Below are 25181 nucleotides of genomic sequence, written 5' to 3' on the forward strand. Positions count from 1 at the left end.
GACACGACACTCGCTCAGGCCGCTACTGTCCCCACGGCGATTTGCCGCGGTCTATAGAGCCGAGCATGCAGCACGTCCAGATGTTCCAGCCCTTGCTCGATGCTGGACATCGGCAGATAGCTGAAGCACAGCCGGACGTGGTTGAGGCTGGCGGGGCCGTAGTGCTGGCCGTGCACCAAGCGCACATCGTGCTCGTGGCGCGCTGCGTCGATGAAGGTTTGCGCATCGGTGCCCGCCGCCAGCCGAACCCAAAACGAGAAACCACCGCGTGGCACGGTGTAGTCGGGCTCGCAGAAGCGGCTGCCTTGAAGCTGCTTGTGCAGAGCATCGCGCTTTGCACGGTAGTGTAGGCGCAGCCGCGCGATGTGCGTATCGAGCGCGTCCGACTGCATCAGTCCAAGCACCACGTTGCTTACGATCGGGCTCACGCCGCCGTCGCACTTGAGCCGCGCGAGTTGGCCGATGATGTCGGGTTTCGCGAGTACCCAGCCGACGCGCAAACCCGGCCCAGCCACCTTCGAGATGCTGTGCACATTGATCACGTTGCCACCCGGCGAAAGCCACTCGGCGGGACCATCGTAGGGCAGTTCGGCGTAGACCAGATCCTGCACCAGCGGCACGCCGTGCTGCGCCAGCAGCGCCGCCACGCGGGCCATGTGTGCGCGTGGCATATGGCGGCCGGTCGGATTGTGGAAGGCAGGCGTGGTGTAGTACAGCTTCACGCGCTGCGTGTGACGCAGGGCAGCTTCCAGCGCATCCAGATCGACGCCGTCTGACCCCATGCCGAGCTGCACAATGGTCGCCCCTGCCAGCGAAAACGTGCGTAGCGCGCCCAGGTACGACGGGTCTTCGGTCAGCACGACGTCACCGGGATCGAGGTACAGGTCAGCCAGCAACTGCACCGCCTGCGACGCCCCGTTGGTCAGAATCACCTGGTCCTGCCGCACGTCGTGGCGTAGCGCGACCTGCGCACGCAGTTCCGGAAGGCCTTGCGCATCGGTGTACTGCGGGAGGTCGCCTACCGATACGCCGGTGGCCGTGCCGAAGGCGTCCGGCCAGGCCAGTTCGGTGAACAGGGCTGGGTCCGGCAAGCCGTAGGCGAAGTTGATGGCATGCTTGCCGCCCGAGTAGTCGAATGCGGCAAAGTCTTGCGACAGGCGGCTGCGGCGCGAGGGGATCAGGTTCATGGGGTCAGGCAGGCATCGTCATGGCGGCGTGGTCTGGGCGAAAGCGCTCGTTGTAGGCTGCGATGAAGCTGGCGGGCACCGGCGCACTGAAGTAGGGGAAGTCAACCGTAGCTTCGGGCAGGGCAGGCTGCACGGTGGACGCCTCGAGTGAGGGCCGCCACGCCGCGCCAAAGAAATGCTGACCGTAGCGGATCGCTAGCGCCGGCACCACTGGATACAGCAGGCTCAGGAACACCGACACGACTTCCGGCTTCCATGCGCCTGTACGCTCACCTGCCAACTCCGACGCTTCGAAGTACGCATCGATGGCGTCCAGTGCGTCCCAGAAGCGCACGTCTTCGATGGCACGAGCGTAGCGCTCGGTGATGTCGCGAAGCGCGGGCGACAGGCCACTGGCATCTATCGTGCGAGCGCCCTCTGCGTTGCGGCGCAGCGCGTCTTCCCAGGTGCACAGGTGCGTGGCGGCGGCAATGAGCCCGTCAATCTGGAAATCGTTGTCGTTGCCGCCAAACGGTTTGGCCACGCGCGCCAGTGCGTAGCGCAGGACGCTGGGTTCCAGCTCGCGCGCCACCTCGTCCGCCCAGAGCGCGTGGTTGCGGCTGGTGGAGAACTTCTCGCCTTCGAGCTTGTAGAAATCCTGGATCGAATGGTTATCAGGAATGGGGTAGCCGCGCGCGAGCAGGGCGCCGCTCACGCCCACCGTGTAGTAGAAGCGATTGTCCTGGCCCATGAAGAACAGCAGGCGCGTGTCGGGGTCGTGCAGCACGGCTTCGGCGTCCAAGCCGTCGCGAGCGCATTGTTCGCGAATGCCGGTGTCGTAACACCACAGACCTTCGAACCAGGTGAGCAGTGTCTGGCCGGCCACGGCTTCTGGCTGGTCCAGCACGACGCCACGACTGAAGTGGCGTGACATCGGCAGTGCATGGGCGTCGCCCGCCAGCCAGCCGCGCTCCTTTTCGCGGATCACCTCGGGCCATGCGCTCTGCGCAATGGCTTCATCCAACGCCTGCGCCAACTTCGGCACGTTGAGGACCGCTTGGCGAATCGGCCGCAACGTGAGGGCGTTGCCGCACGTCGTGTGCCGCGCGTTTTCCAACGTGGCATGTTGCACGGCCAGGCCGCAGTTTTCACACAGGTTGCTGTCGGTGGAGGCGCCGCAAGCCGGGCAGTTGCCGGCCGCCAATGAGTCGGCAACGAACTCGTCGCAGTGCGTGCAGTAGAGCTGCACTCCGTCGCGCACCTCCACGTAGCCGGCGTTCTGAAGCTGGCGGAAGATTGCCAGGGCGTTGCTCTTGTGGGCGGCACTGGAAGTCCGCACGAATACATCAGGAGTGATCTGCAGCGCGCGCATGCACTGCAGGATTTCATCGATGTGCATCTGCGCGACCTCGTCAACCGGGCGTCCGAGCTTGCGGGCCTTCACGAGGGTGTAGGTGCCGTGCTCATCAGCGCCAGTGATGTGGTACGCCCGGTGGCCGGCCATGCGTTGGAAGCGCACGAAGACGTCCGTCAGGAGGTAGACGCCGCCGATATGGCCAAGGTGCAGCTTGCCATTGGGGCAGGGTGGAGCGGGGCAAACGAAATAGGTACGCATATCGGTCAGGTCAGTCCCACCAGATGGAAAGGAATTTGAGGCTGGCGTTCGGATCGGTATTGCGGATGGCGTGTTTCTGGTGCGGCGGCATGTAGAACAGCGTCAACTCCTCCACCAGGCGGGTCTGGCCGTTCGCTTCGAATTCGCCGCGCCCCGAGATGAGCACCCACAGTTCGTGCTCGTGGTGTGCGTGCAGATCGACCGCGCCGCCCGCCACCACTTCTACTACCGACGTGCCGAATTGCGTCTGCAGGCCCTGCGGCAGGTGCTCCAGCAGGCGGCAAACCAGCACGCCGTACTCGGGCCGCATCATCGTGCGGTCGATCTGCTTCGTGTACACGTGTGCACTCCCCCGGGTTGGCCGCTCAGTCGCGGTAGAAGATGCCGTTGGACACCTTCAGGTTGTCCATGTCCGCCACTCTGCCCTCGGGCGGGTTGTAGGCGCGCTTCATGCGGTTGTACTCGGCACGCGTTGGGCCGCCGGTGGAGGCGCGTTGAAACACCAGATACAGCGTGCGGCGCGAGCGATCGCTTTTGTTGGGCTGCGAATAATGCGGCGCGTAGTCGTCGAAGATGAAGATGTCGCCGGCCTTCCAGGGCGTCGGTTCCCACGTGAAGGTGTCGGCCACCTCGGGGTGGATGACCCCGCCCGCGTTCATCGGAAACACACCTTCCTTGTGACGGCCTGGCGTGAAGAACAAACCGCCGTTGTTCGGGTCGGAATCGTCGATGCCGATGGCGACGACTGCGTGCACCATGCGGTCCGGAATCTTGTGCGGGATGTGGTAGATGTCCTGGTGCGGACGGTAGCCGCCGCTGTCCGGATACTTGAAGATCAGCAGCTCCTTGAGCATGCGCGTGTCTTCATCAAGCAGCGTCTCGACAGCGCTGCGGATGCGGCCATCGGCCAGCAGCGCTTCACGCAGGGCATCGTTGTAGTCGAGAAAATTCTCGACCTTGGAGATGATCTTGCTGCCATCGTTGGTCTTCTCGAACCACATCATCCACTTGTCGTCGCTCACGTTCCAGCGGCCGACCTCGTCAACCAAATTGGAGATGCGCTCGCGCGCGGCCGCGTCGAAAAAGCCTTCCAGCCTGAGATATCCGTCCTGGTGCCACTTTTCTTGTTGCGCTTCAGTCAGCATACGAAACACCCTCCTTGAGAAGATAGACGAAGGCCGCACCTCAGCGCACGGCCGGCGCGGCCACCCGCACACGCAGCGCGGCCAGCAGCACGACATTGATGGCCACCGCTCCCAGCAGCGCAAGCAGCATGGCGTTGGGGCCCGAACTGCGGATCAGGTGACCGCCAATGAACGGAAACCCGAACAGCCCGATGAAGTACGCCAACGTGAAGATCTGCGAGGTGACGGGCACCGATACGCCCTGTTCACCAGCCAGGTTGACCGCCATACCGTTGAGCGTGGAGTAGCTCAGCCCGTAGCCCGTGGCGAAAATCACCGTGGCCGCCACGTACAGCAGCGTGCTGCCTGTGTTGGCGATGAACAGCGCCAGCGATGCAGCCGTCGCCACAAACAGCACCAGGGCCAGCCGCTGCACCGGCATGCGCCCCATCACACGTGCCAGCGAGAACCGCAGTGCCACGCTGGTTGCCGTGAAGGCCAAGAAGAACAGATCCGGCCGCAGGTGGCGTGATTCGGCATACACGCTCTGATAGGTCGACAGCCCTGCAAAGATGCACGCGGCAAACACGATCATGGCGATGGGCGCAGCGGTACGCTCGCTCAGTAGCGCCAGGGTTTCACGCACGGTGATGGCCACACGCGTCATCGGCAGGCCGGGCGCATGGGCCATGGCACGCCGCGCGGTCTCCACACACATCGCCGCGACCACGCAGGCCGCCGCAAACATCACGTAGACGACCGCGACTGAGCCGGTGTATTGCGCCAGCAGGCGGCTGAGCGGCGTGGCCAGCCCGAGGCCCGCCATCTGCGCACCCGACACGATGGTCAGGTACTGGATGCGCGCGGCCGGCCGCAAGTGGTGGATGATCTGCAGTGGCGCCAGGATGAAGAACACCGACCAGCCCACGCCCACCAGCATGCCGCCCACGTACGCCGCACGTGCATCGATTGCCACGCCCGCAAAGCCCAGCATGGCCAGCGCCATGGCCAGCGATGCCCCCGCGATGGTTGGCATCACGCCGATGCGCTGGGCTACCCACCCCGCCAAGCAGCAGCACACGATGGTGGCGACCATTCCGCTGGAGATGACCGCACCCGCCGCAGCGCTGTTCATGCCATGCGCCTTTAGGTAATCGGGTAACAGGAAGCTGGTGCCATACGCCGCCGCAATCACGATCGATGCGACAAGGAACGGCACGAAGGCACGCAGCTCCAGCGTGTCGGGCAGCAGGTCAGCATGTGGGGACGGCGTGCTGCCCGGCCGGTTGCGAACAGCAGAAAAGGAAGCGGCGGTCATGCGAAGGCGGCGTGGCGGCGTAGGTGCGGGATGGCGTCAAAGCCAAGGCTGAGATCAACTTCGGCGGCGTCATCAGCCTGGTCGAGAGCGCCGAGCAGCTGCTGGTCCGGCACGTCTGGATAGAACGCATGCCCGAGCAGGCTGTTGATGATGCGACTGTTGCGATAAGCCACCAACGAGAGGTTCACGCTTTGCAGGCCGTGCTGCACGCGGCCCTGATTTTGCAGATAAACCGGGCCGGGCATGCCTTGCTCGAAGCGCACGGCGTAATCGTGGCCGAGGTCCGGCAGGCCGTCTTCCAAACAGGCGCCGGCCAGCAGGGTTTGGAGGAAGGGCGGCATGCACGGCTGGAAGCCCGTTGCCAGCACGATGCGTTCGGCCTGGATGCGGCAGCGGTGTGGTGTGGTGAGCGCGGCCAATCCTACCTGCCAGCGTTCGTCGCGACGGGTGATGTCTTCCATCGCCACGCCGGGCAGCAGGCGAAAGTTGCCGGCTAGCGTACCGGCCACGCTTCGCTCGTACAGCGCGTCGTACAGGCGGTTGCACAGCTCGGCCGAGATGCCGTCACTGGTGAGTTTCTCGGCCTCCACAATGGCGCGGCGCTGGCGGATCGGCAGGGCGTGGAAGCGTCGGTTGTAGCCCGGCATGTACGCTTCGTTGACGAAGGCGTTGTCGTCCATGGCAAACAGGTTGGCTCGCGAGGTGACCCATGTAATGCGCGCGGTCGGGGCATGCTCGAGCATGTGCTCGACCACCTCGGCGCCGCTTTGGCCTCCGCCGACCACCAGCACCTCCTCGCCAGCACGCAATGGTGGGCGATCAAGGTAATTGGCTACGTGATAGACGGTGTCGCCCAGCCATGAGCGGGCGCTGGTCGGGATCTTCGGCTCCACGCCCACGCCCATCACGATGGCTCGCGCATGGTAGGTGCCGGCGCGCGTGCTGACGCGGTAGCCGCCAGCCACGGGCACGATGTCGACCACCTCCTCGCCAAAGCGCAGCGTACCGAGCTGCTGCGCCACCCACTGGTAGTAATCGGTGAACTCTCGCCGCGAGGTGGAGGCGCTGCGCTTGTTGACGAAGCCGTAGAGCCGCCGGTGCACCGCCAGGTAGTTGAGGAACGAGTAGGGGCTGGTCGGGTCGACCAGCGTGACGCAGTCTTTGAGCGGCGAGACCTGTAGCCGACCGTTCGGCAACATGAGCCCCGGGTGCCAGCAGAATGCGCTGCGCTTTTCCAGGAACAGTGCCCGCAGCGGTGTGGGCGCAATCAGTGCTGCCAGGCTGAGGTTGAACGGGCCGATCCCGATACCAATGACGTCCAGCATGTCCATGTGGGGCTTCCTGCAGGTCGGTTGATAAGCGACGCCGACGACGGCGGGCGAAAAGACGAGATGCGTGGGATGCGCTGTGCGGTGACGGTGTGTCAACCGTTCAGGCTGGAGCACATTGGCCGCGGTGCGGCGGCAAGTGGGCCATGAAGGCCATTGAATTGGTCCGCGCGGGATGCACGGCACTGCTGGAGGGGGTCAAAGACTTCATGCGAATATTCACCTGTCGGGTGCGCTGCTTGAGAGCCAATCCCCCTGGCCGTGTGCGCTGTCCTTGCGCATCGCTTTTTGTTTGGACTGCCGCAAAAGTAGAAAACCCGTAAGCCGTCCGCAAGACAACGGCACGATGAAGATTTTTTTCAGCAGAGAAAAATGATGCGCAGCTCCATTGTTTGATCTAAACACGACGGACAAGGTGCGCCTGTAATGTGACCCTGCGCCAAGAGACAATGCCGGTGAGACGCGGAGAATCCGACACGAATTTGACGATTTGAAGTGGAAGACATGCCGTGAAGAGGAGCAAGTTCAGCGGCCAAACCGTCACTTCCAAACGACTTCGCCTCGCCGCCCGCGTGTTGGCGTCAGCACGAACACCGCCGCTGGCCACCAGACAACAGCGTCGCGGTGATTACGCATCTAGCTCCTGACGACAAGTTACCGAGAACCGCGTGTGTCCCGCTTCGAAGATATAGCGCTATTGCGATAACTATTCTTATCGTAATAGCTATATAGAGGCACTAAACTTGCCTCCATGAAAACGCGTCTGCTTCCTGTCGATCCTTCCGTCGGCACCCCGTCCGATTTCCCCGATGCCGCCGAACTGGCCGCGCTGCGAGCCTGGCATGCCGGCTTGTCAACCCGCGAGGCCGTTGAGCGTTACCTGGGCGAGCGCCTGACTCCAGGGCAGTCCTCACGCGGCGTGCTCGGCCGCATCCGGCGTCAAGTCGCGGCGTTTGCGCGCCGGCGTCAGCGCGAAGACCTAGCGACGCTTTTCGAGATTCCTGCGGCCGAACGCGCCAAACAAGGCAGGGCGGCCGACCAGGCGATCGAGTTGCTCCGCACGCTGCCACTGCCAGAACCGGCCATCAGCGATGACGTGGCGCTGTGGCTGGATGCGCGCACCGTCGCCACGCTGCGGGCCGCTGACATCGCCACCTTGGCCGATCTGACTGTCCGCGTGCCGCGCCGGCGCCGTTGGTGGGCTGCCATCCCCCGATTAGGCCAGGCCAGCGCGCGACGCATCGAGGCATTCTTTGCCGAACATCCTCGATTGACCGAGCGCGCTCGGGCCCTGATCGCAGAGCAGGTCCACGGCGTGGTGGTGCCGTGGGAGCAATTGCGCCTGCCCAACGAGGTCGACGGCTCGCAGGGGCAATTCCGGGCGCCGCGCGAGACCTGCGTGCTCACCGCTGACAACGATTACGAGGCCACTCAAGCGTGGCTGTCCCTGCACGAGTCGCCGGCGACCCAACGGTCGTACCGCAAAGAGGCGGAGCGCCTGATCTTGTGGGCGATTGTCGAACGCGGTCGGCCACTGTCGTCGCTCACAGTTGAGGATGCGATTGCGTATCGGAGCTTCCTGCGCCGACCGACACCGCGGGAGCGTTGGGTCGGCCCGGCTCGCCCGCGCACGTCCGTCGAATGGCGGCCATTTACGGACGCGCTGTCCGCGCGCTCGATCGCCTACGCATTGTCCGTGTTGGGGGCCATGTTCCGTTGGATGATTCAGCAGCGCTACGTGCTGGCCAACCCCTTTGCAGGCATCAAGGTACGCGGCGGCGGCAGGACGGCCGCGCTGGATGCCTCGCATGTCTTTACCGAGGGCGAATGGGCGCTGGTCCGCACCATCGCCGATGGACTGGAGTGGTCGTATGGCTGGGAGGCACCCGCCGCGCAGCGGCTGCGCTTCGTGCTGGATTTCGGCTACGCGACGGGCCTGCGGGCCAGCGAACTTGTTTCCGCAAAGCTCGGCGACATCGAAACGGACCGACAGGGCGATCACTGGCTCAACCTGGTGGGGAAGGGTAGTCGCGCTGGCAAGGTTGCGCTGCCACCACTGGCGTGCGCAGCGCTCGACCGCTACCTCGTGGAGCGTGGGCTGCCAGTGGCGCGGACGCGCTGGAATCCAAAGACTCCGCTGATTGGTGGGCTGGGGATCGATGCCGCTGAAGGGATTACGGGAACGCGCCTATGGAGCGTGGTTAGACGGTTTTTTGACGCGGCTGCGAATACCATCGAGAACGACCATGCAGTGCTGGCTGAGAAGCTGCGCAAGGCCAGTCCGCACTGGATGCGGCATACGCATGCAACCCATGCTCTGGCGCGCGGCGCCGAACTGACCACCGTGCGCGACAATCTGCGGCACGCCTCGGTCTCGACGACCTCGATCTATCTTCACGGCGATGAGATCAAGCGTGCGCGCCAGCTTGGGGAAGCCTTTGGCGCTCGAAAATGAATGGCTAGTGGTGTGTGGTGCTTAAGAGAGAGCGCCCACGCTGCGACTTAAGCATGATTCTATGTCCAGTCCCGAGTCGCCCAAACTTTGTCTCCGTTGGAGAGGAGCAGTAACGAGAGCGTGTAGCCATAGTTGTCACATTGCAGCTTCATCTCGCGTACAACTGCATCGGGATGCGCGTTCTGGAACCACGTCTTCAGTTGCACGCGCTCGCCCAACCGTGATGATTCTCTCTCAGGATCTACGGCCAGCGAGCCTTCCGGGACGGGAACAACTCGCCCTCGGGTCTTGAAGTACGCACCGTTCTTCAAGGCTTGGTCGGAGGAGACGCTCCAGTTCATGAAACCGTCCGTGGAGAGCACCAGAACAGCGCTGTCCTCGGTTGAGCGTATCCATCGCAGGGCAGCCGCGGTTAGGGAAACACCGAACTTGGTCGATGCGCTTGATAGAACATCAAGGTCAATTGATTGGCCAGCAACGCTTGCCCTGAACTGTGTCATCGGCATCAACAGCGTGGACGCGAATTCGTCGGCCTCAGCCTCCATCTGTCTGCTGCCAGCGTCATAGCCGGCTATTTCTGCCTGGGAGCAATGGAACTGGTCTTGCAGGAGCCGGTGCACTAGGAAGTGGCCGAGTTCGTGCGCTTGCGTGAAACGAATCCGCCCTGGTGAAGACAGCGATTCGTTGTAGAGAAGCGCCCATCTGCCCTTTTCAACTTGGAACAACCCACCTTCAAAGCTGTCGAGATTGGCGGCTTGGACGTCGGTAATTTCGTCCCCTAGCCTGAGTTCACGTCCAACGGCTTGGGCCAATTCTCCCACGTTGACCGGGAATCGAGTCGACTCCCCCAGTGCGGCGTCGAGAAGATGGGAAAGACGAATCGCAGCTTTTGCCGGCCTGACCGGCTCGGTTAGCGGCATCTTTATCCACCTGTCTTTTTCAATGCCTCGAGGATGACGCGCAACTGTTCTTTCGTCTCAGGTTTCAGTTTGGAGTAGTTCCGAAAGAACTGTCGGTCCTTCAGGTCTTCCTGCAGATCTTCAATGCTGTCATCGATGAAGAACGCAACGTCGATGTCTAGCGCACCGGCGATTGCCTGCAATTTGTCGAGGGAGGGGCGGGGTGATTCCCGGTTTTCCAATTCCCACAGATAGCTTTTGCTCAGTCCAGCGTCTTTCGCTAGGGCATCTAGGGACTTGCCCTTCTCGGATCTTTTCGCTTTGAGCTTGTCGCGGAGGGTGGCCATTGTCTTAAGCGAATCAGAAAAAGCGAGCCGTATAGTGTACCGGTATACCGAACAGAAGTGGCCGGTATTTTTAGAGTTATTCCTCGTTCACCCGTTCGGTACACCGAACAAAACAGGTGTACTATGCCGACTCATGGGGCATGCCTATGTTTTCTAGTACTGCGACCCATCAACCAGTCGCCGTGCCCGCGGCGAAGACCATCAGCGAGGTTCACATGAGCGACGCAGCTCTCGAAAATAAGCCCCACGAAGGCAATAACGATCAACACGACGACACGCACGGCCCGAAGCTTCAGTTCGAGCATGTGGCATCCGTGCAGGACGTTTCATTCCGGGTTTCCTGGAGTGATACGTTGCAAGGCGCCTGGGATATCGCTTACGTGAAGTTGGGCGAGAACCGGCGCCCGGATGATCGCCTCCAGACCGATGATGGCGTAGACATGATGCCGTTCCTCGGCGAGACGCTGCGCCAGCTTTTCGACGACAAGCATACGAAGAGCCACAAGTTTCAAATCGTCGGTCCGACCGGGGGAGCGCAGTCATGATTGCGCAGATGCTTGTGCAGGACATTCACGCTGGCAGGGAGGCGTTCCAGCGTGACCTTCAACTAGTTCTGAAGGACAGCACCTTGACCGACAGGGGGTGGTCGAAACCGGATGACCTGACGCTGCTCGTGCCCTTGCTTGTCGAAAACGTGCATCAACGCCAAGTCGATCTTTACCTGCTGCGTCTGTTTTTCGATCACTACCCTAAGGGGCCACCCAGTGCGCAGTTCGTCAACCCAATGACGATGACATACGTGTATCCCGATGATGTGTGTTGGGTTCCGAGGTGCGAAGGAGCATCGGATATCGCCTTTCACCCGAACTACAACGGTGGAGGGCAGCTCATCTGCTCGTCGACCACGTTGGAGTTCTATAAGGTGAACCACAGCGTGAATGCCGAGCACGTGTGGAATCCGCAGCGGATGAACTTTTTGGCGACGCTCGCAGCGATCCGTCGTGGCCTAGTCCCGCTGTACTACAAGGGACGGAGCACACCATGAAGGACGAAGCAATGCTGTGGCGACCGCGACCGCCGACGCTGTATGTCCCAACGGGCAAAGTGTTGACGGTGCCGGCTTCTACGCTCGTCCGTACCGCCGGCATCCTATGTGGTGCGGGGATGGTCGAGTCGGCCTGCCTGTGGCTTGGTTCGCTTGATTCCGTTGGAAACGGTCTGGTGAAGGCCGTTGTCGTGCCTATGCAAATCAATCGGCCGCAGAACTACTCGGTACCCGGCGAGGCCATGATGAAGGTCGCGGAACTTGCTCGGGCACAAGGATGGACAGTTGTTGGTGCGATCCATTCGCATCCTGGCGTTGGTGTTGAACACTCCTCTTACGATGACGAGATGACGCCCAGCCGCCGAGCGGTGTCCATTGTCTTTCCGCGATACGGCAAGTGGTCCGGCCCGTGGCCGCGAGGCCTAGGCGTCCACGAATATTTCCAAGGCTATTGGCATCTGCTGTCGGACGAGCACGCGCAGTCGCGAGTTGCGCTTTCCGATGGGCCAGAAGCTCCAATATTTGATCTGCGATGACCGCGATGAAAACAGAATTGGACCAACTTGCTGACCGGCACCTTCGTGCCGACCCTCAGGGCGTTCTCCTTGACACTAGTCAGGCGAAATCAGGCATCGTTCTCGTCCACGTCAGTTCTCGCATGGCTGCGGCTTTAGGCACGCAACATCTTGTCTGGATGCTTGTCAGCCTACTGAGCCGTCAGTTCAAGGTGGTGACGGAGATCATTCTGGACGTGCCGAAGGCAACCCTTCATCAGGGCGTGGCGCCGTTCGGCGAAAAGGATACGCTTCTCGAAACGCTGGAAGAGTGCATCCGTTTGATCAGCGGACCTCACATCAGAGCCACCCGGATAGAAGCTGGCTCCGCGCCCGACTTGGCACTGGTGATCGGGTCTCAGGCGGTGGCCTCGCCCCGGCGTCTGCAACTCTATGCAGACGGCTGGAGATATTTTGTGGGCGTCGAGGGGGATGTGCCGGATGTCCCTCCCGTAAGTGACCTTTCCATCGGGCCATATCTGTGCGCGAGCTACGCTGCTGGAGAGGTCTTCAAGCTGTTGCGAGGGATGAAGCCGGGCAAGGGTGACTTCATCACGGCGCATTTCGCGTCATCTTGGACGATGTCCAGTGCCGATACGTGGGCCGACCTCATTGACGGACCGAGCGCCGAGCAGTTTGAAGCGTTACCGCATTTCTATTTCGCTGGCGCTGGCGCTGTCGCTCAAGCAGCCGCTCTTTGCCTGGGCACTTCGCGGTTCGCCGGTTCGTGCAGCGTCGTGGACAAAGACGAACTCGACCTGACTAACGACAATCGCTATGCTCTGTCGACTCGCGAAGACGACGGAGAGTCCAAGGTTGGTCTCATGCAGCGCTACCTGCAGTCGGCGGGTTTCGACTGCCAAGCTGTTTCGGACTGGTGGCAAACCTTCGTTGCAAGCCGCGGCAAGCATGCTCCTAACGACGATGTTCGAGCGTTGGAGCAGGCCTACAAATTTCCCATTGTTCTATCGTGCGTCGATAAAAACGATCCGCGGCATGCGCTTCAAAACGGCTTGCCACAATTGATCATCGGTGGGAGCACTGACGGACTCAGTGCGAAAGCAAGCATCTTTGACCTTGGTGCTGGAACCGCTTGTCTGAAATGCCATAACCCACTACCGTCGCGAAACGCCATCGTTCTGGAGCGAATCGCCGCTCTGCGGCAGCTTGATGGTGAGCGCCGGACGGCGTACGCCCGCAAACTTGGCTTGAGCGAGGAGGACGTTGAACTCCTGCTTGGCCCTGGTGGTTGCGGAAAGCTTTCCGAAGCCGACCTTGACCGCTTCGCTGCCGGCTCGCCCGAGATGTCGGTGGGATTTGTTTCCGCAGCGGCAGGTGTCCTGCTCATTGTCCAGTTTCTACGCTACCTTCACTTGGGGGCGGCTAAATCGATTCAGGACGGCACCATGGCGGTTGCCACATTCGCTCGGGCAAAAATACGGTCCATGAATGTCGCTCTTGAGCATGGTTGCGATTGCTCTCAGCACCTGCGAGACCGCTGGGCCAGACATTGGCCTAGTTCGTTTCGAGCATAGCTCGCTGCCCGTTCTAGGGAGCGCATCGATTTGTCTTTCCGTGCCGCACTTGGCGGTGCGTACCCACATCGCCAGACCAAGCCGCCCAGCGATGCGAGTCCCACCCATCCCCACACCTCCGCCTCAATCAAATCCGAAATCTGCACCGACGCCCGCGCAAAGTCAGTCAGTGCGCGGGCACGCTTGTGCCGATAGCTGCCGAGGGAGATTACATGCAGCGGGCAGGGCTTGACGCCGTGGACCTAGTGGCCCTGCTGGCTAGATTCGGCCGCCTGTGACACAACGTCTGAAAATGGGGCTTGTCCTCACGTATCGCCATACCCGTTGCCACCCGGTTATGCTCGACATATTGCGCTCATATCGCCAAACACGCCGCCGCTCGATAGAGCTCATAGTTCTCCGCACGTACAGAACCGGCGGTCGTATCGATCGATGCATGCCGGAGTTGTCGATTAATCAGTTGCAGGGGTTGCCCGATTTCCATCATGAGCATCACGTATGTCCGGCGCAACCACAGAGGAGTCGCACGGCTTAAGACATAAGCGTCCCCTGAATTGGCCTTCTCTAGGGCTTTCGCGCCGACGCTCAGCGCCTTTTGTACGATGTTGTATATGGTTTGATCCGTGGGCGACGCTGAATCGTCAACGGTCGGGCCGTAGTAACCGAGCTTTGGAACCAACGGCACTCTGGGATCAGCATTGTAGGGGTTCACCCCGTATGCGCTCAGACAACGAAAGAGGGCAGCTCGGGCAGTTGGATTGAAAGCCACTACCTCACTACTCCGCCCCTTTCTCTTAATAGCCAAGAACCAATGATCCGCCCCAGTGACCGTATCGCGGTCTGAGTACAAATCTCCCATTCGTGCAGCAGCCAATTCTGTACGCCGAAGGCCAGTGTTGCTGAGAACACGAATGACCATCAGCATGCGTTCCATCTCAAGGTGCATCGCCGGATCCACGCCCTTCGACCTGGTGCACTCGTCTTCGAGTACGAGGAGCAAGTGAGCGAGCGTTGCCTGCGGGATGTACCTCAACAGTCTGCTGGGACGAGAACTATCGGTTTTTTGGGTATCCAGTGTTCCCAAGGGGTTGCGGACGAGGTAGTGGACTCCGACAAGATAAGTAAAGAATGCTTTTAGTACACGGAATGCTTGCCCGCGGGTTCCGGCAGAGGCCGGGCCTTCGAACGGCCTCCACTCAGCGCAACTGCGACGAACGTAGCGAGGGGCACACCAGTGCGGTGGTGGGGCGCTCATAAACCGCTCGTAGTCCATCAAGTCGCTGCGACTGAGCGAGGATATCGGCTTGCCCGCATATGCAAGAGCCCAGGCGTACAACCGCTGCACCTCCTTCTCGTAAGCGCGGCGGGTCGCAGAACCCTCTGCAGACTCGGCTAGCCAGGCGTCGATTGCCTGACAGTCAGTCTGTGCGACGATCAATGGTTCAAACTCATAGTCTCGGTTTGAGCCTGTTTTTCCCGAAAGTTCTTCGGGTAAGCCACTCGCAGCAATATCCTTCAAGGTGCGCGGAGACGGTGAACCGGAGTCATGCATATCTGAGCCTGCGGCGGAGATGTGTTGACTAACGCGGCGACGCCCAATGTTGGTCATGTTGACGTACGCCGCATGTCATAAGTGTGGCACCCTGGGAGTCGCGGCGAAACAGTTCAAACGAACGAAGCGACGCCTGAGATCCCGCTGCAGAACAGAGGGACGTAACCATGAGCCGACAAATCGGCATGTGCCTCACACAGCATTTCGACGCAGTTTTACGTCTGAACCCAACGCATTTTTAGGTTCGGCGACTATGGCGGCGCTGGTTGAGTGAGGTGCTGCAGGGTGCATCGTTGCACCCATCCATTGTCCAGCCGGCATTGAGTTGTCGTCCTCGCCGCTAAATTCAAATGTCGGCACGGGCGTGCGCTTTGTGCTCAGTTCGACTCTTCTTGGGGGCGATCGGTAAGGCCGTGGTGCTGGTGACTGGCACGCTGCTGGGCGGGCAAGGCCCGACTTGCTGGATGGCGCGCTCCAGGTCCAATCGGTTGATCAGGCGCTGCCGCTTGGTCTGCGGCGCCGGGCGCTTGGGCCGCGGTGGCTCTCCCACCAAGGTGCGCGAGGGCCCGGCCCAACGCCGATCATCCCGCTGCGCTTGTAATTGCGCGGCCACCGCCAGCACGTGGCCCAGCCGCTTGTGCTCCACGATCGCGCCCTGATCAATCTCAGCGAAGCGGTCATAGGTGGTGTAGGGCAGGGAAGCGCCCTCGACCCACAGCTCAATCGTGCCGTCCGGGTACTCGGCCACCTCGACATAGCGGTGCACCAGCTTGCGGTGCTCGGGTCGGTCTTCCAACAGGTACATCACCTTGGCGTACTGCAGCGTCAGGCTGGCCGACACCTTGCGCCATTCGCGCCAGCAGAAGATCCGTTCCAGGTCCTCATCGCCACGCACCGGCCGGTGCGCATCGAAGTCGCTGCGCGGCTCCTTGGCAAAGCGCGCATTGAAGTCAACGATGAAGGCCGGCACAAAGGCGTTGGCGGCCGCCATGCTGCTGATGCCGCGCAGGCGCAGCTCCTTGACCAAGCGGTCCTGCAGTACGCCGTTCATGCGCTCCACGCGGCCCTTGGCCTGACTGGTGTTGGCACACAGGCTGTCGATGTTCAGCTCGAACAGGGCGCGCCCGAACTGCGTGTAACCGCGGCCCTCGGCGTTCTCACGGGCATTGACCCGGAAGGTGCTGGCCTTGTCGCTGTAGAACGCCTGTGGCTTGCCATGGCGCTCGACATAGGCCCGCGTGGCCGCAAAGTAGGCCTGCGTCGATTCGGTCGGCACGAACAGCAGCTGCATCAGCCGGCCGGTGGCGTCATCGACATAGACCAGCAGCGTGCACGCCGGCGCCCGGTCCTCGAACCACGCGTGATCACTGCCATCGATCTGCACCAGCTCGCCCAGACACGCGCGCCGGTTGCGCGGCTGGTGCACCTTGGGCGGCCGTAGCTTCCTTGGCACCCAGAAGCCCGCATCGATCATGATCCGGCGTACACACGCCTCGGAAAGATCGATGCCGTGCCGCTCGCGCAGCTTCTCGGCCGCCAGGGTCGGGCCAAAATCCGCATAGCTGTCGCGGATCAGGCCACGCACGCGTACCTCCAGGCCAGGCGGCAACTGGTGGTGGCCCGGTTGCCCCCAGCGACGCGACACCAGGCCGCGCGGGCCGTCTTGCTGATAGCGCAGCACCAGACGCTCCACCTGGCGCTTGGAGATGCCGAGCTTCTCCGCGGCACGCCAGACCATCAGACCATCATCGACGACGGCCTGGATAACCTTGCAGCGGTCCAGCTCCCGCATGCTCATGGTGATCGTGTCGGGTCGTCCCATGATTGCGCTCCAAACTGGCCTGCAAGGCCGCCAGCATGGCACGCTCAGAGACGGGGTACGACATTTGAATTCATCCCAAGTACGACATTAGAAAAAATCCCCAACACCTCTTGCTCCCATAACAACTCTTATGTTAAATAAAGTCGATCAATATCTCCGAACAGGAAAAGCAAACACCCCAGCCGGATGAGGGCTGGGGTGTTTTATGGGAGAGCCTGGCGATGACCTACTTTCACACGGGAATCCGCACTATCATCGGCGCGGAGTCGTTTCACGGTCCTGTTCGGGATGGGAAGGGGTGGTACCGACTCGCTATGGTCACCAGGCTATGACTTGTCGTCACGTTGACGTGGTCAACGGGACCAATATGGGAATGTAGTGTTGGGGTTGTGTTTGATTTGTATCAGGCACAAGGCAGACCCAGCCGGAAACATACCGGTTATAGGATCAAGCCGCACGGGCAATTAGTACTGGTTAGCTGAACGCATTACTGCGCTTCCACACCCAGCCTATCAACGTCCTGGTCTCGAACGACCCTTCAGGCAGATCAAGTCTGCAGGGAATCCTCATCTTCAGGCAAGTTTCCCGCTTAGATGCTTTCAGCGGTTATCTCTTCCGTACATAGCTACCCTGCGATGCCTCTGGCGAGACAACAGGTACACCAGCGGTACGTCCACTCCGGTCCTCTCGTACTAGGAGCAGCCCCCGTCAAGATTCCAACGCCCACGGCAGATAGGGACCAAACTGTCTCACGACGTTTTAAACCCAGCTCACGTACCTCTTTAAATGGCGAACAGCCATACCCTTGGGACCGGCTACAGCCCCAGGATGAGATGAGCCGACATCGAGGTGCCAAACACCGCCGTCGATATGAACTCTTGGGCGGTATCAGCCTGTTATCCCCAGAGTACCTTTTATCCGTTGAGCGATGGCCCTTCCATACAGAACCACCGGATCACTATGTCCTGCTTTCGCACCTGCTCGACTTGTCGGTCTCGCAGTTAAGCACGCTTTTGCCATTGCACTTTAGGTACGATGTCCGACCGTACCAAGCGTACCTTCGAACTCCTCCGTTACACTTTGGGAGGAGACCGCCCCAGTCAAACTGCCTACCATGCACTGTCCCCGACCCGGATTCACGGGCCAAGGTTAGAACCTCAAACAAACCAGGGTGGTATTTCAAGGTCGGCTCCACCGAAACTAGCGTCCCGGTTTCAAAGCCTCCCACCTATCCTACACAGATCGGTTCAAAGTCCAATGCAAAGCTACAGTAAAGGTTCATGGGGTCTTTCCGTCTAGCCGCGGGGAGATTGCATCATCACAAACACTTCAACTTCGCTGAGTCTCGGGAGGAGACAGTGTGGCCATCGTTACGCCATTCGTGCAGGTCGGAACTTACCCGACAAGGAATTTCGCTACCTTAGGACCGTTATAGTTACGGCCGCCGTTTACCGGGACTTCAATCAAGAGCTTGCACCCCATCATTTAATCTTCCGGCACCGGGCAGGCGTCACACCCTATACGTCCACTTTCGTGTTTGCAGAGTGCTGTGTTTTTATTAAACAGTCGCAGCCACCATTTTATTGCAACCCCTTCGTCCTTCTGGCGCGAGCCAGTCAAACTACAAGGGCGTACCTTATCCCGAAGTTACGGTACCAATTTGCCGAGTTCCTTCTCCCGAGTTCTCTCAAGCGCCTTAGAATACTCATCTCGCCCACCTGTGTCGGTTTGCGGTACGGTCTCGTATGACTGAAGCTTAGAGGCTTTTCTTGGAACCACTTCCAATTGCTTCGCGACCTAAAGTCGCTCGCCCCACACCCTTGAATTACGCACCCGGATTTGCCTAAGTGCCATCTCCAATGCAGGGACCGGGACATCCAACACCCGGACAACCTTCCGCGATCCGTCCCCCCATCGCATCATACGACGGTGCAGGAATATTAACCTGCTTCCCATCAGCTACGCATCTCTGCCTCGCCTTAGGGGCCGACTCACCCTACGCCGATGAACGTTGCGTAGGAAACCTTGGGCTTACGGCGAGGGGGCCTTTCACCCCCTTTATCGCTACTCATGTCAGCATTCGCACTTCTGATACCTCCAGCATCCTTTACAAGACACCTTCACAGGCTTACAGAACGCTCTCCTACCATGCACTTACGTGCATCCGCAGCTTCGGTATATTGCTTAGCCCCGTTACATCTTCCGCGCAGGACGACTCGATCAGTGAGCTATTACGCTTTCTTTAAAGGGTGGCTGCTTCTAAGCCAACCTCCTGACTGTTTTAGCCTTCCCACTTCGTTTCCCACTTAGCAATATTTAGGGACCTTAGCTGGCGGTCTGGGTTGTTTCCCTCTTGACACCGGACGTTAGCACCCGATGTCTGTCTCCCGTGATTGCACTCTTCGGTATTCGGAGTTTGCTATGGCGGGGTAATCAGCAATAGACCCCCCAACCATGACAGTGCTCTACCCCCGAAGGTGAGACACGAGGCACTACCTAAATAGTTTTCGGAGAGAACCAGCTATTTCCAAGTTTGTTTAGCCTTTCACCCCTATCCACAGCTCATCCCCTAACTTTTCAACGTTAGTGGGTTCGGTCCTCCAGTACGTGTTACCGCACCTTCAACCTGGCCATGGATAGATCACTTGGTTTCGGGTCTACACCCAGCGACTGAACGCCCTATTCGGACTCGCTTTCGCTACGCCTTCCCTAATCGGTTAAGCTTGCCACTGAATGTAAGTCGCTGACCCATTATACAAAAGGTACGCCGTCACCCGTTTCCAGGCTCCGACTGTTTGTATGCATGCGGTTTCAGGATCTATTTCACTCCCCTCCCGGGGTTCTTTTCGCCTTTCCCTCACGGTACTGGTTCACTATCGGTCGATTACGAGTATTTAGCCTTGGAGGATGGTCCCCCCATCTTCAGACAGGATTTCACGTGTCCCGCCCTACTTGTCGTACACCTAGTTCCACAATACTGCTTTCGCATACGGGGCTATCACCCACTATGGCCGGACTTTCCATTCCGTTCTGCTAGCAATACTGCTAAAGAGTACAAGGCTGATCCCATTTCGCTCGCCACTACTTTGGGAATCTCGGTTGATTTCTGTTCCTGCAGCTACTTAGATGTTTCAGTTCACTGCGTTCGCTTCTGTTACCTATGTATTCAGTAACAGATGACCCATGCGGGCCGGGTTTCCCCATTCGGACATCTGCGGATCAAAGCTTGTTTGCCAGCTCCCCGCAGCTTTTCGCAGGCTACTACGTCCTTCATCGCCTGTAATCGCCAAGGCATCCACCACATGCACTTATTCGCTTGACCCTATAACGAGTATGTCTCGCTATAGGCTGAGTTCTCGCGTTGTGCCGTATTCCAAGACAATCTCATCGATTGCTCTGGTAATACTGGTTGATACAATCACAACCCAGTGTCGCGTAACTACCGAGCATCTCATCAATGCTCCGCGACACCTTTACTACATTCCATATTGTTAAAGAACAGCCGAACTTTTACGCTCGTCTTGGCTAGGCCAAACGCAAACACCATCGACATCGCGTCGATGCTTGCGTTTGGTAACCAAAAGGTAATGGTGGAGGATGACGGGATCGAACCGACGACCCCCTGCTTGCAAAGCAGGTGCTCTCCCAGCTGAGCTAATCCCCCAGTCACGGCAGAGTACAACTTCCACCGTCCGTAACTTGGTGGGTCTGGTAGGACTTGAACCTACGACCCCCGCCTTATCAAGACGGTGCTCTAACCACCTGAGCTACAGACCCTTGGCTGTAACATCAAACAAACCGATAAGTGTGGACGCCTAACGTCGGATGCACGCTCTTAAAGGAGGTGATCCAGCCGCACCTTCCGATACGGCTACCTTGTTACGACTTCACCCCAGTCATGAACCCTGCCGTGGTAATCGCCCTCCTTACGGTTAGGCTAACTACTTCTGGCAAAACCCACTCCCATGGTGTGACGGGCGGTGTGTACAAGACCCGGGAACGTATTCACCGCGGCATGCTGATCCGCGATTACTAGCGATTCCAGCTTCACGTAGTCGAGTTGCAGACTACGATCCGGACTACGATGCATTTTCTGGGATTAGCTCCACCTCGCGGCTTGGCAACCCTCTGTATGCACCATTGTATGACGTGTGAAGCCCTACCCATAAGGGCCATGAGGACTTGACGTCATCCCCACCTTCCTCCGGTTTGTCACCGGCAGTCTCTCTAGAGTGCCCTTTCGTAGCAACTAGAGACAAGGGTTGCGCTCGTTGCGGGACTTAACCCAACATCTCACGACACGAGCTGACGACAGCCATGCAGCACCTGTGTCCACTTTCTCTTTCGAGCACCTAATGCATCTCTGCTTCGTTAGTGGCATGTCAAGGGTAGGTAAGGTTTTTCGCGTTGCATCGAATTAATCCACATCATCCACCGCTTGTGCGGGTCCCCGTCAATTCCTTTGAGTTTTAATCTTGCGACCGTACTCCCCAGGCGGTCAACTTCACGCGTTAGCTACGTTACTAAGGAAATGAATCCCCAACAACTAGTTGACATCGTTTAGGGCGTGGACTACCAGGGTATCTAATCCTGTTTGCTCCCCACGCTTTCGTGCATGAGCGTCAGTGTTATCCCAGGGGGCTGCCTTCGCCATCGGTATTCCTCCACATCTCTACGCATTTCACTGCTACACGTGGAATTCTACCCCCCTCTGACACACTCTAGCCGTGCAGTCACCAATGCAATTCCCAAGTTAAGCTCGGGGATTTCACATCGGTCTTGCACAACCGCCTGCGCACGCTTTACGCCCAGTAATTCCGATTAACGCTTGGACCCTACGTATTACCGCGGCTGCTGGCACGTAGTTAGCCGGTCCTTATTCTTCCGGTACCGTCATCCACACCTAGTATTATTAAGTGCGATTTCTTTCCGGACAAAAGTGCTTTACAACCCGAAGGCCTTCTTCACACACGCGGCATTGCTGGATCAGGCTTTCGCCCATTGTCCAAAATTCCCCACTGCTGCCTCCCGTAGGAGTCTGGGCCGTGTCTCAGTCCCAGTGTGGCTGATCGTCCTCTCAGACCAGCTACTGATCGTCGCCTTGGTGAGCCTTTACCTCACCAACTAGCTAATCAGACATCGGCCGCTCCTATAGCATGAGGCCTTGCGGTCCCCCACTTTCACCCTCAGGTCGTATGCGGTATTAGCTAATCTTTCGACTAGTTATCCCCCACTACAGGGCACGTTCCGATGTATTACTCACCCGTTCGCCACTCGCCATCAATCTAGCAAGCTAGATCATGCTGCCGTTCGACTTGCATGTGTAAGGCATGCCGCCAGCGTTCAATCTGAGCCAGGATCAAACTCTTCAGTTCAATCTGCTGTTTTCGCTCTTTACGAGCGGTCGCTCACTCTCAGAATCTGACTTGAACTTTCGTTCAAACCTTACTTCTGTGCGAGCACTTCATTACTTGTTAGCTAACGGACGAATCCGCCGCATCCAGTATTAAGCGCCCACACTTATCGGCTGTTTGCTTGTTAAAGAACTGCGCGATCAACTTTGTTCACCGCGTCGCTGCGTTTGCTGCAGCAGAGAAACGAGATTATGCAGAGCTTTTTCGTCGCTGTCAACAACTTGCTGAAGAATTTTTATCGCTCAACGCGTCGCTAACTTCACCGCAACTTCGAGCCGCCGCCAACCTCTCAACAACCCGCAAACCCGCACCACTCTTACTTCTCCGCCACTTCAACTCCACCGCCTCAACCTTCGTTTCGGCGCTGTGTCGTGCAGCGAGGGGCGAACTATAGGCATCTTTGCGGGACTTGGCAACACCTTTTTCATGACTCGCTAATGACACGACCATGAAGAATGCCGTCGAGCCCCGGTGGGGTCTAGGATTGCGAGCGAAAATCGGCTGATCACGACACCATCAATCCTCATCGGATTACCTCGTGGGTGGCCGGTCAGCGACTGCGGCGCCGTGGTCGGCGGGGCGCTGATAAGAACATGTGGAGGTGGCTCTGACGCGACGGCGCCAGTTGCCAGTTGCCAGCCCGCCTACCGCCTCCAATACACACAGATCCGATCTCGGGTGCGAACGACGCCGCTACTGCCATCATCTCGTTGCTGCACGATGTTGCGCAGAGCACCTTTCCTGCTGCGGATTCCCAAGTGGAGGTGTTTGGTGCGCAGCCGTGCGCCGTGGTCGCGCAAACGAGCCCGTATTCCGACCCAACCAAATCGCCCGTCAACTCCGGTGCTGAGGCGGCACAGGCATCGGGTTCTTTCGATTCGCTACCGGCATCTTTGGGGGCGATTGCAGCGTGTAATGCCGCCGGCGGCGGCGTGGTGGTGCCTTCGGGCACGTGGTATTGCGCGGGGCCGATCTACGCCTACAACGTGCACAACATCGTGCCGCAGAACGTGATGATCGGCGGACAGCTCTTCAACACCACCGTGACCGAGGCTCGTTGAGCAGCCCGCCTCCTTCAAGAAAACGACGCACAGCCCCGCCCCAGAGAAGCACGTACATATAGAGGCCGGGCTCAGGCTGGCCGCAGTTCAAGTGCGCGGGCTTTGCCGCTATCATGACGCCGCGCCGCCCATTGCTCACGGGTCTTTGACCGCATCGACATACTCAGGCAGCGCGTTGCAATCCCTTCCATTACTACCCGATCTTGTTGCGAGCTGTATGACTTCGCGCCCCGCTTCCTCGCCGTCGCATGACGAGGTCACGATGACCGCTTCCCGACGCGTCTACCTCAGCCTGCGCGAGCGCATCGTCGAGATGGAGCTACTGCCCGGCACGCGCATCGTTGAAAAAGAGCTCGCGGATGAATTCGGCACCAGCCGCACCCCCGTTCACGAGGCGGTGCAGCGGCTGGCGGAAGAAGGCCTGATCGACGTGCAACCGCGTGTTGGCACGTTCGTATCGCGCATTCCGCTCAATACGCTGGAAGAAGCCATGCTGGTGCGCAGCGCGCTGGAAGTCGCCATCATTGAGAAGGCGGCTGAGCGCATGACGCCGGAAGGCATCAAGAAGCTCAATGCCGTGCTGGAGCGCCAGGCGCAATGCGTGCGCGACAGCAACCGCCGCGGGTTCTTCCGCACAGACGAAGCCTTTCATGCCACGCTGGCCGAGCTGTCGGGCTACCCCGGCGTGTGGCAGATCATTCTGGAAGTCAAGACGCAAATCGACCGCTATCGGCTGCTGACCCTGCCGCTGGAGGGCCGCATGACCGAAGTGCTGGCCGAGCACCGCGCCGTCATCAACGCACTCGCCTCCGGCAAACCGAAGGAAGCCATCCGGGCCATGCGAGAGCACCTCGACCAGGTGCTGCCCGTGCTGGAAATCACGCGCCGGCTGCGCCCGGAATACTTCGAAGTGTAAGCAGGCATCCGGGCGCCATCAGAGGACTTCAGCGGCGCAGCTTCGTGGTGACTTTCCAGAATGGCTCGGTGGCTTGGATGGGAAGTTAGTGCGCAGGCGTGTGGCCGAAGCGGAAGCTCGACGCGGTCAGCCCGCCGAAAAGATCGGTCTGGTGATATGTGGTGGCGCCGGGCTCATCCCATGCCGCGCCAACGGCCACCATCAACGGAAGCAGGTGGTCTTCACGCGGATGCGCATCGCGTGCACTGGGGGCTCGCTCCCAGCCGATCAGCCGCGCGGCACGTTCAACGGGCGAAGCCTCCACCAGCGTCTGCTGCAGCCACGCGTCGAACTGGCGGGAAGGCTCATGCCCGCTCGTGCCGCGCATGGCACGCAGGTTGTGGTAACTCAAACCGCTGCCGATGATGAGCACCCCCTCATCGCGCAACGGTGCGAGGGCCTTGCCGACCTTGAGATGCAACGCGGGATCGAGGCCGGCGTCCAGCGACAACTGCACGACGGGGATGTCTTCATTGGGCCACAACGGCTTCATCACGCTGAAGGTGCCGTGGTCAAAACCCCGCGTCGGGTCGAGCCGTGCATCAAAGTCGCTCCCCAGCAGCAGATCGCGCACGCGCTGCGCCAGTTCGGGCGAGCCCGGTGCGCGGTACTGGATCTGATACAGATACTCGGGAAAACCGGAGTAGTCGTACACCATGCCGGGGCGGCTGCCGGAGGAAACGGCGAAACCGGTTTCCTCCCAATGGCCCGAGATCATCAACACGGCCTTGGGCACGCTGCCCAACTCGGCGCGCATTTCCACCAGAGAACGCTCGAGCTGATCAAAGTTGTGACGGAAGTCCCCCGTCATGTACGGCCAGGGGCCACCGCCGTGGCTGATGAAGTACGTGGGGAGTCGGGGTGTGTTCATGATGGGGCCTCTATGCAAAGTCGCGATGCCGCCATGCCGGACAGCGCGTTTGCATAGCATCGTGATTTTCTATCGAGCAATCAATTAGCGTAGAGTTGCCGGATCATTTCCTATTGGTTG

Annotated in this window: 18 protein-coding genes, 2 tRNA genes and 3 rRNA genes; 7 read left to right on the forward strand and 16 right to left on the reverse strand. The window is 59.7% G+C overall.

All coding sequences use genetic code 11. The features are described from left to right. Positions 1-14 precede the first annotated feature (14 nt). The 6 genes from ACS7SF_RS18560 to ACS7SF_RS18585 are packed head-to-tail and all read right to left on the reverse strand — an operon-like array spanning position 15 to position 6554. A complete protein-coding gene (locus ACS7SF_RS18560; RefSeq protein ID WP_439893633.1) occupies positions 15-1187 on the reverse strand; it encodes a PLP-dependent aminotransferase family protein in 1173 nt (390 codons plus the stop codon). Between the two features lie 4 nt (positions 1188-1191). Beyond that, positions 1192-2781, reverse strand: a complete 1590-nt coding sequence (locus tag ACS7SF_RS18565) for a class I tRNA ligase family protein (protein WP_439891113.1) — start codon at positions 2779-2781, stop codon at positions 1192-1194. 10 nt (positions 2782-2791) lie between these two features. Further along, complete coding sequence (locus ACS7SF_RS18570) at positions 2792-3121, reverse strand: cupin domain-containing protein (RefSeq protein WP_439893634.1); 330 nt, start codon at positions 3119-3121, stop codon at positions 2792-2794. Between the two features lie 25 nt (positions 3122-3146). Continuing rightward, positions 3147-3926 (reverse strand): phytanoyl-CoA dioxygenase family protein, encoded by a 780-nt coding sequence (locus tag ACS7SF_RS18575; protein WP_439891111.1) that lies wholly within the window; start codon positions 3924-3926, stop codon positions 3147-3149. A 40-nt stretch (positions 3927-3966) separates the two neighbouring features. After that, a complete protein-coding gene (locus ACS7SF_RS18580; RefSeq protein WP_439891110.1) occupies positions 3967-5223 on the reverse strand; it encodes an MFS transporter in 1257 nt (418 codons plus the stop codon). Beyond that, positions 5220-6554, reverse strand: a complete 1335-nt coding sequence (locus tag ACS7SF_RS18585; RefSeq protein WP_439891109.1) for a lysine N(6)-hydroxylase/L-ornithine N(5)-oxygenase family protein — start codon at positions 6552-6554, stop codon at positions 5220-5222. The genes ACS7SF_RS18580 and ACS7SF_RS18585 overlap by 4 nt, the downstream gene beginning before the upstream one ends. A gap of 748 nt (positions 6555-7302) precedes the next feature. Between ACS7SF_RS18585 and ACS7SF_RS18590 the strand changes: the two genes are divergently transcribed. Further along, positions 7303-9006 carry a phage integrase family protein gene (locus ACS7SF_RS18590; protein WP_439893635.1) on the forward strand — a complete coding sequence of 568 codons (1704 nt, stop codon included), beginning with the start codon at positions 7303-7305 and terminating at the stop codon, positions 9004-9006. Between the two features lie 59 nt (positions 9007-9065). Here the strand turns inward: ACS7SF_RS18590 and ACS7SF_RS18595 are convergent, their stop codons facing one another. Both ACS7SF_RS18595 and ACS7SF_RS18600 read right to left on the reverse strand, forming a co-directional pair. Beyond that, complete coding sequence (locus ACS7SF_RS18595) at positions 9066-9926, reverse strand: ImmA/IrrE family metallo-endopeptidase (RefSeq protein ID WP_439893636.1); 861 nt, start codon at positions 9924-9926, stop codon at positions 9066-9068. A 2-nt stretch (positions 9927-9928) separates the two neighbouring features. Further along, a complete protein-coding gene (locus ACS7SF_RS18600; protein WP_024541913.1) occupies positions 9929-10252 on the reverse strand; it encodes a helix-turn-helix domain-containing protein in 324 nt (107 codons plus the stop codon). Between the two features lie 215 nt (positions 10253-10467). On the opposite strand from ACS7SF_RS18600, the gene ACS7SF_RS18605 reads away from it, so the two are divergent. The 4 genes from ACS7SF_RS18605 to ACS7SF_RS18620 are packed head-to-tail and all read left to right on the forward strand — an operon-like array spanning position 10468 to position 13386. Beyond that, a complete protein-coding gene (locus ACS7SF_RS18605) occupies positions 10468-10797 on the forward strand; it encodes a hypothetical protein (RefSeq protein WP_439893637.1) in 330 nt (109 codons plus the stop codon). Beyond that, a complete protein-coding gene (locus ACS7SF_RS18610; RefSeq protein WP_024541915.1) occupies positions 10794-11297 on the forward strand; it encodes a hypothetical protein in 504 nt (167 codons plus the stop codon). Before ACS7SF_RS18605 ends, ACS7SF_RS18610 begins: the two co-directional genes overlap by 4 nt. After that, positions 11294-11833, forward strand: a complete 540-nt coding sequence (locus tag ACS7SF_RS18615; RefSeq protein ID WP_439893638.1) for a Mov34/MPN/PAD-1 family protein — start codon at positions 11294-11296, stop codon at positions 11831-11833. Before ACS7SF_RS18610 ends, ACS7SF_RS18615 begins: the two co-directional genes overlap by 4 nt. Continuing rightward, entirely contained in the window at positions 11830-13386 is a 1557-nt protein-coding gene (locus tag ACS7SF_RS18620; RefSeq protein ID WP_439893639.1) for a ThiF family adenylyltransferase, read from the forward strand. Before ACS7SF_RS18615 ends, ACS7SF_RS18620 begins: the two co-directional genes overlap by 4 nt. A 355-nt stretch (positions 13387-13741) precedes the next feature. On the opposite strand, the gene ACS7SF_RS18625 is transcribed toward ACS7SF_RS18620, so the two are convergent. The 7 genes from ACS7SF_RS18625 to ACS7SF_RS18655 form a co-directional block, all read right to left on the reverse strand. Next, positions 13742-14995, reverse strand: coding sequence for a tyrosine-type recombinase/integrase (locus tag ACS7SF_RS18625; protein ID WP_439893640.1), 1254 nt, complete (start codon positions 14993-14995; stop codon positions 13742-13744). Between the two features lie 289 nt (positions 14996-15284). Further along, entirely contained in the window at positions 15285-16760 is a 1476-nt protein-coding gene (locus ACS7SF_RS18630) for an ISNCY family transposase (protein WP_439893641.1), read from the reverse strand. A 213-nt stretch (positions 16761-16973) separates the two neighbouring features. Further along, positions 16974-17086, reverse strand: a 5S ribosomal RNA gene (rrf, locus tag ACS7SF_RS18635). Between the two features lie 117 nt (positions 17087-17203). Next, positions 17204-20082, reverse strand: a 23S ribosomal RNA gene (locus ACS7SF_RS18640). A 266-nt stretch (positions 20083-20348) separates the two neighbouring features. Next, positions 20349-20424, reverse strand: a tRNA-Ala gene (locus ACS7SF_RS18645). A gap of 36 nt (positions 20425-20460) precedes the next feature. Next, positions 20461-20537: transfer RNA gene (locus tag ACS7SF_RS18650), tRNA-Ile, on the reverse strand. Positions 20538-20597: 60 nt separating this feature from the next. Then, positions 20598-22135, reverse strand: a 16S ribosomal RNA gene (locus ACS7SF_RS18655). Together the 16S, 23S and 5S rRNA genes with 2 tRNA genes alongside form the textbook arrangement of a ribosomal RNA operon. Positions 22136-22884: 749 nt before the next feature. Between ACS7SF_RS18655 and ACS7SF_RS18660 the strand changes: the two genes are divergently transcribed. Both ACS7SF_RS18660 and ACS7SF_RS18665 read left to right on the forward strand, forming a co-directional pair. Beyond that, a complete protein-coding gene (locus ACS7SF_RS18660; protein WP_439893642.1) occupies positions 22885-23235 on the forward strand; it encodes a hypothetical protein in 351 nt (116 codons plus the stop codon). Between the two features lie 262 nt (positions 23236-23497). Next, positions 23498-24151: a GntR family transcriptional regulator gene (locus ACS7SF_RS18665; protein WP_439893643.1), complete on the forward strand. Its 654-nt coding sequence runs from the start codon at positions 23498-23500 to the stop codon at positions 24149-24151. An 85-nt stretch (positions 24152-24236) separates the two neighbouring features. Here the strand turns inward: ACS7SF_RS18665 and ACS7SF_RS18670 are convergent, their stop codons facing one another. Beyond that, on the reverse strand, positions 24237-25061 hold the full coding sequence (locus ACS7SF_RS18670) for a DODA-type extradiol aromatic ring-opening family dioxygenase (protein WP_439893644.1): 825 nt from the start codon (positions 25059-25061) through the stop codon (positions 24237-24239). Between the last annotated feature and the right edge of the window lie 120 nt (positions 25062-25181).

This window comes from Ralstonia sp. 25C (assembly GCF_051904805.1).
Taxonomy (GTDB): Bacteria; Pseudomonadota; Gammaproteobacteria; order Burkholderiales; family Burkholderiaceae; genus Ralstonia.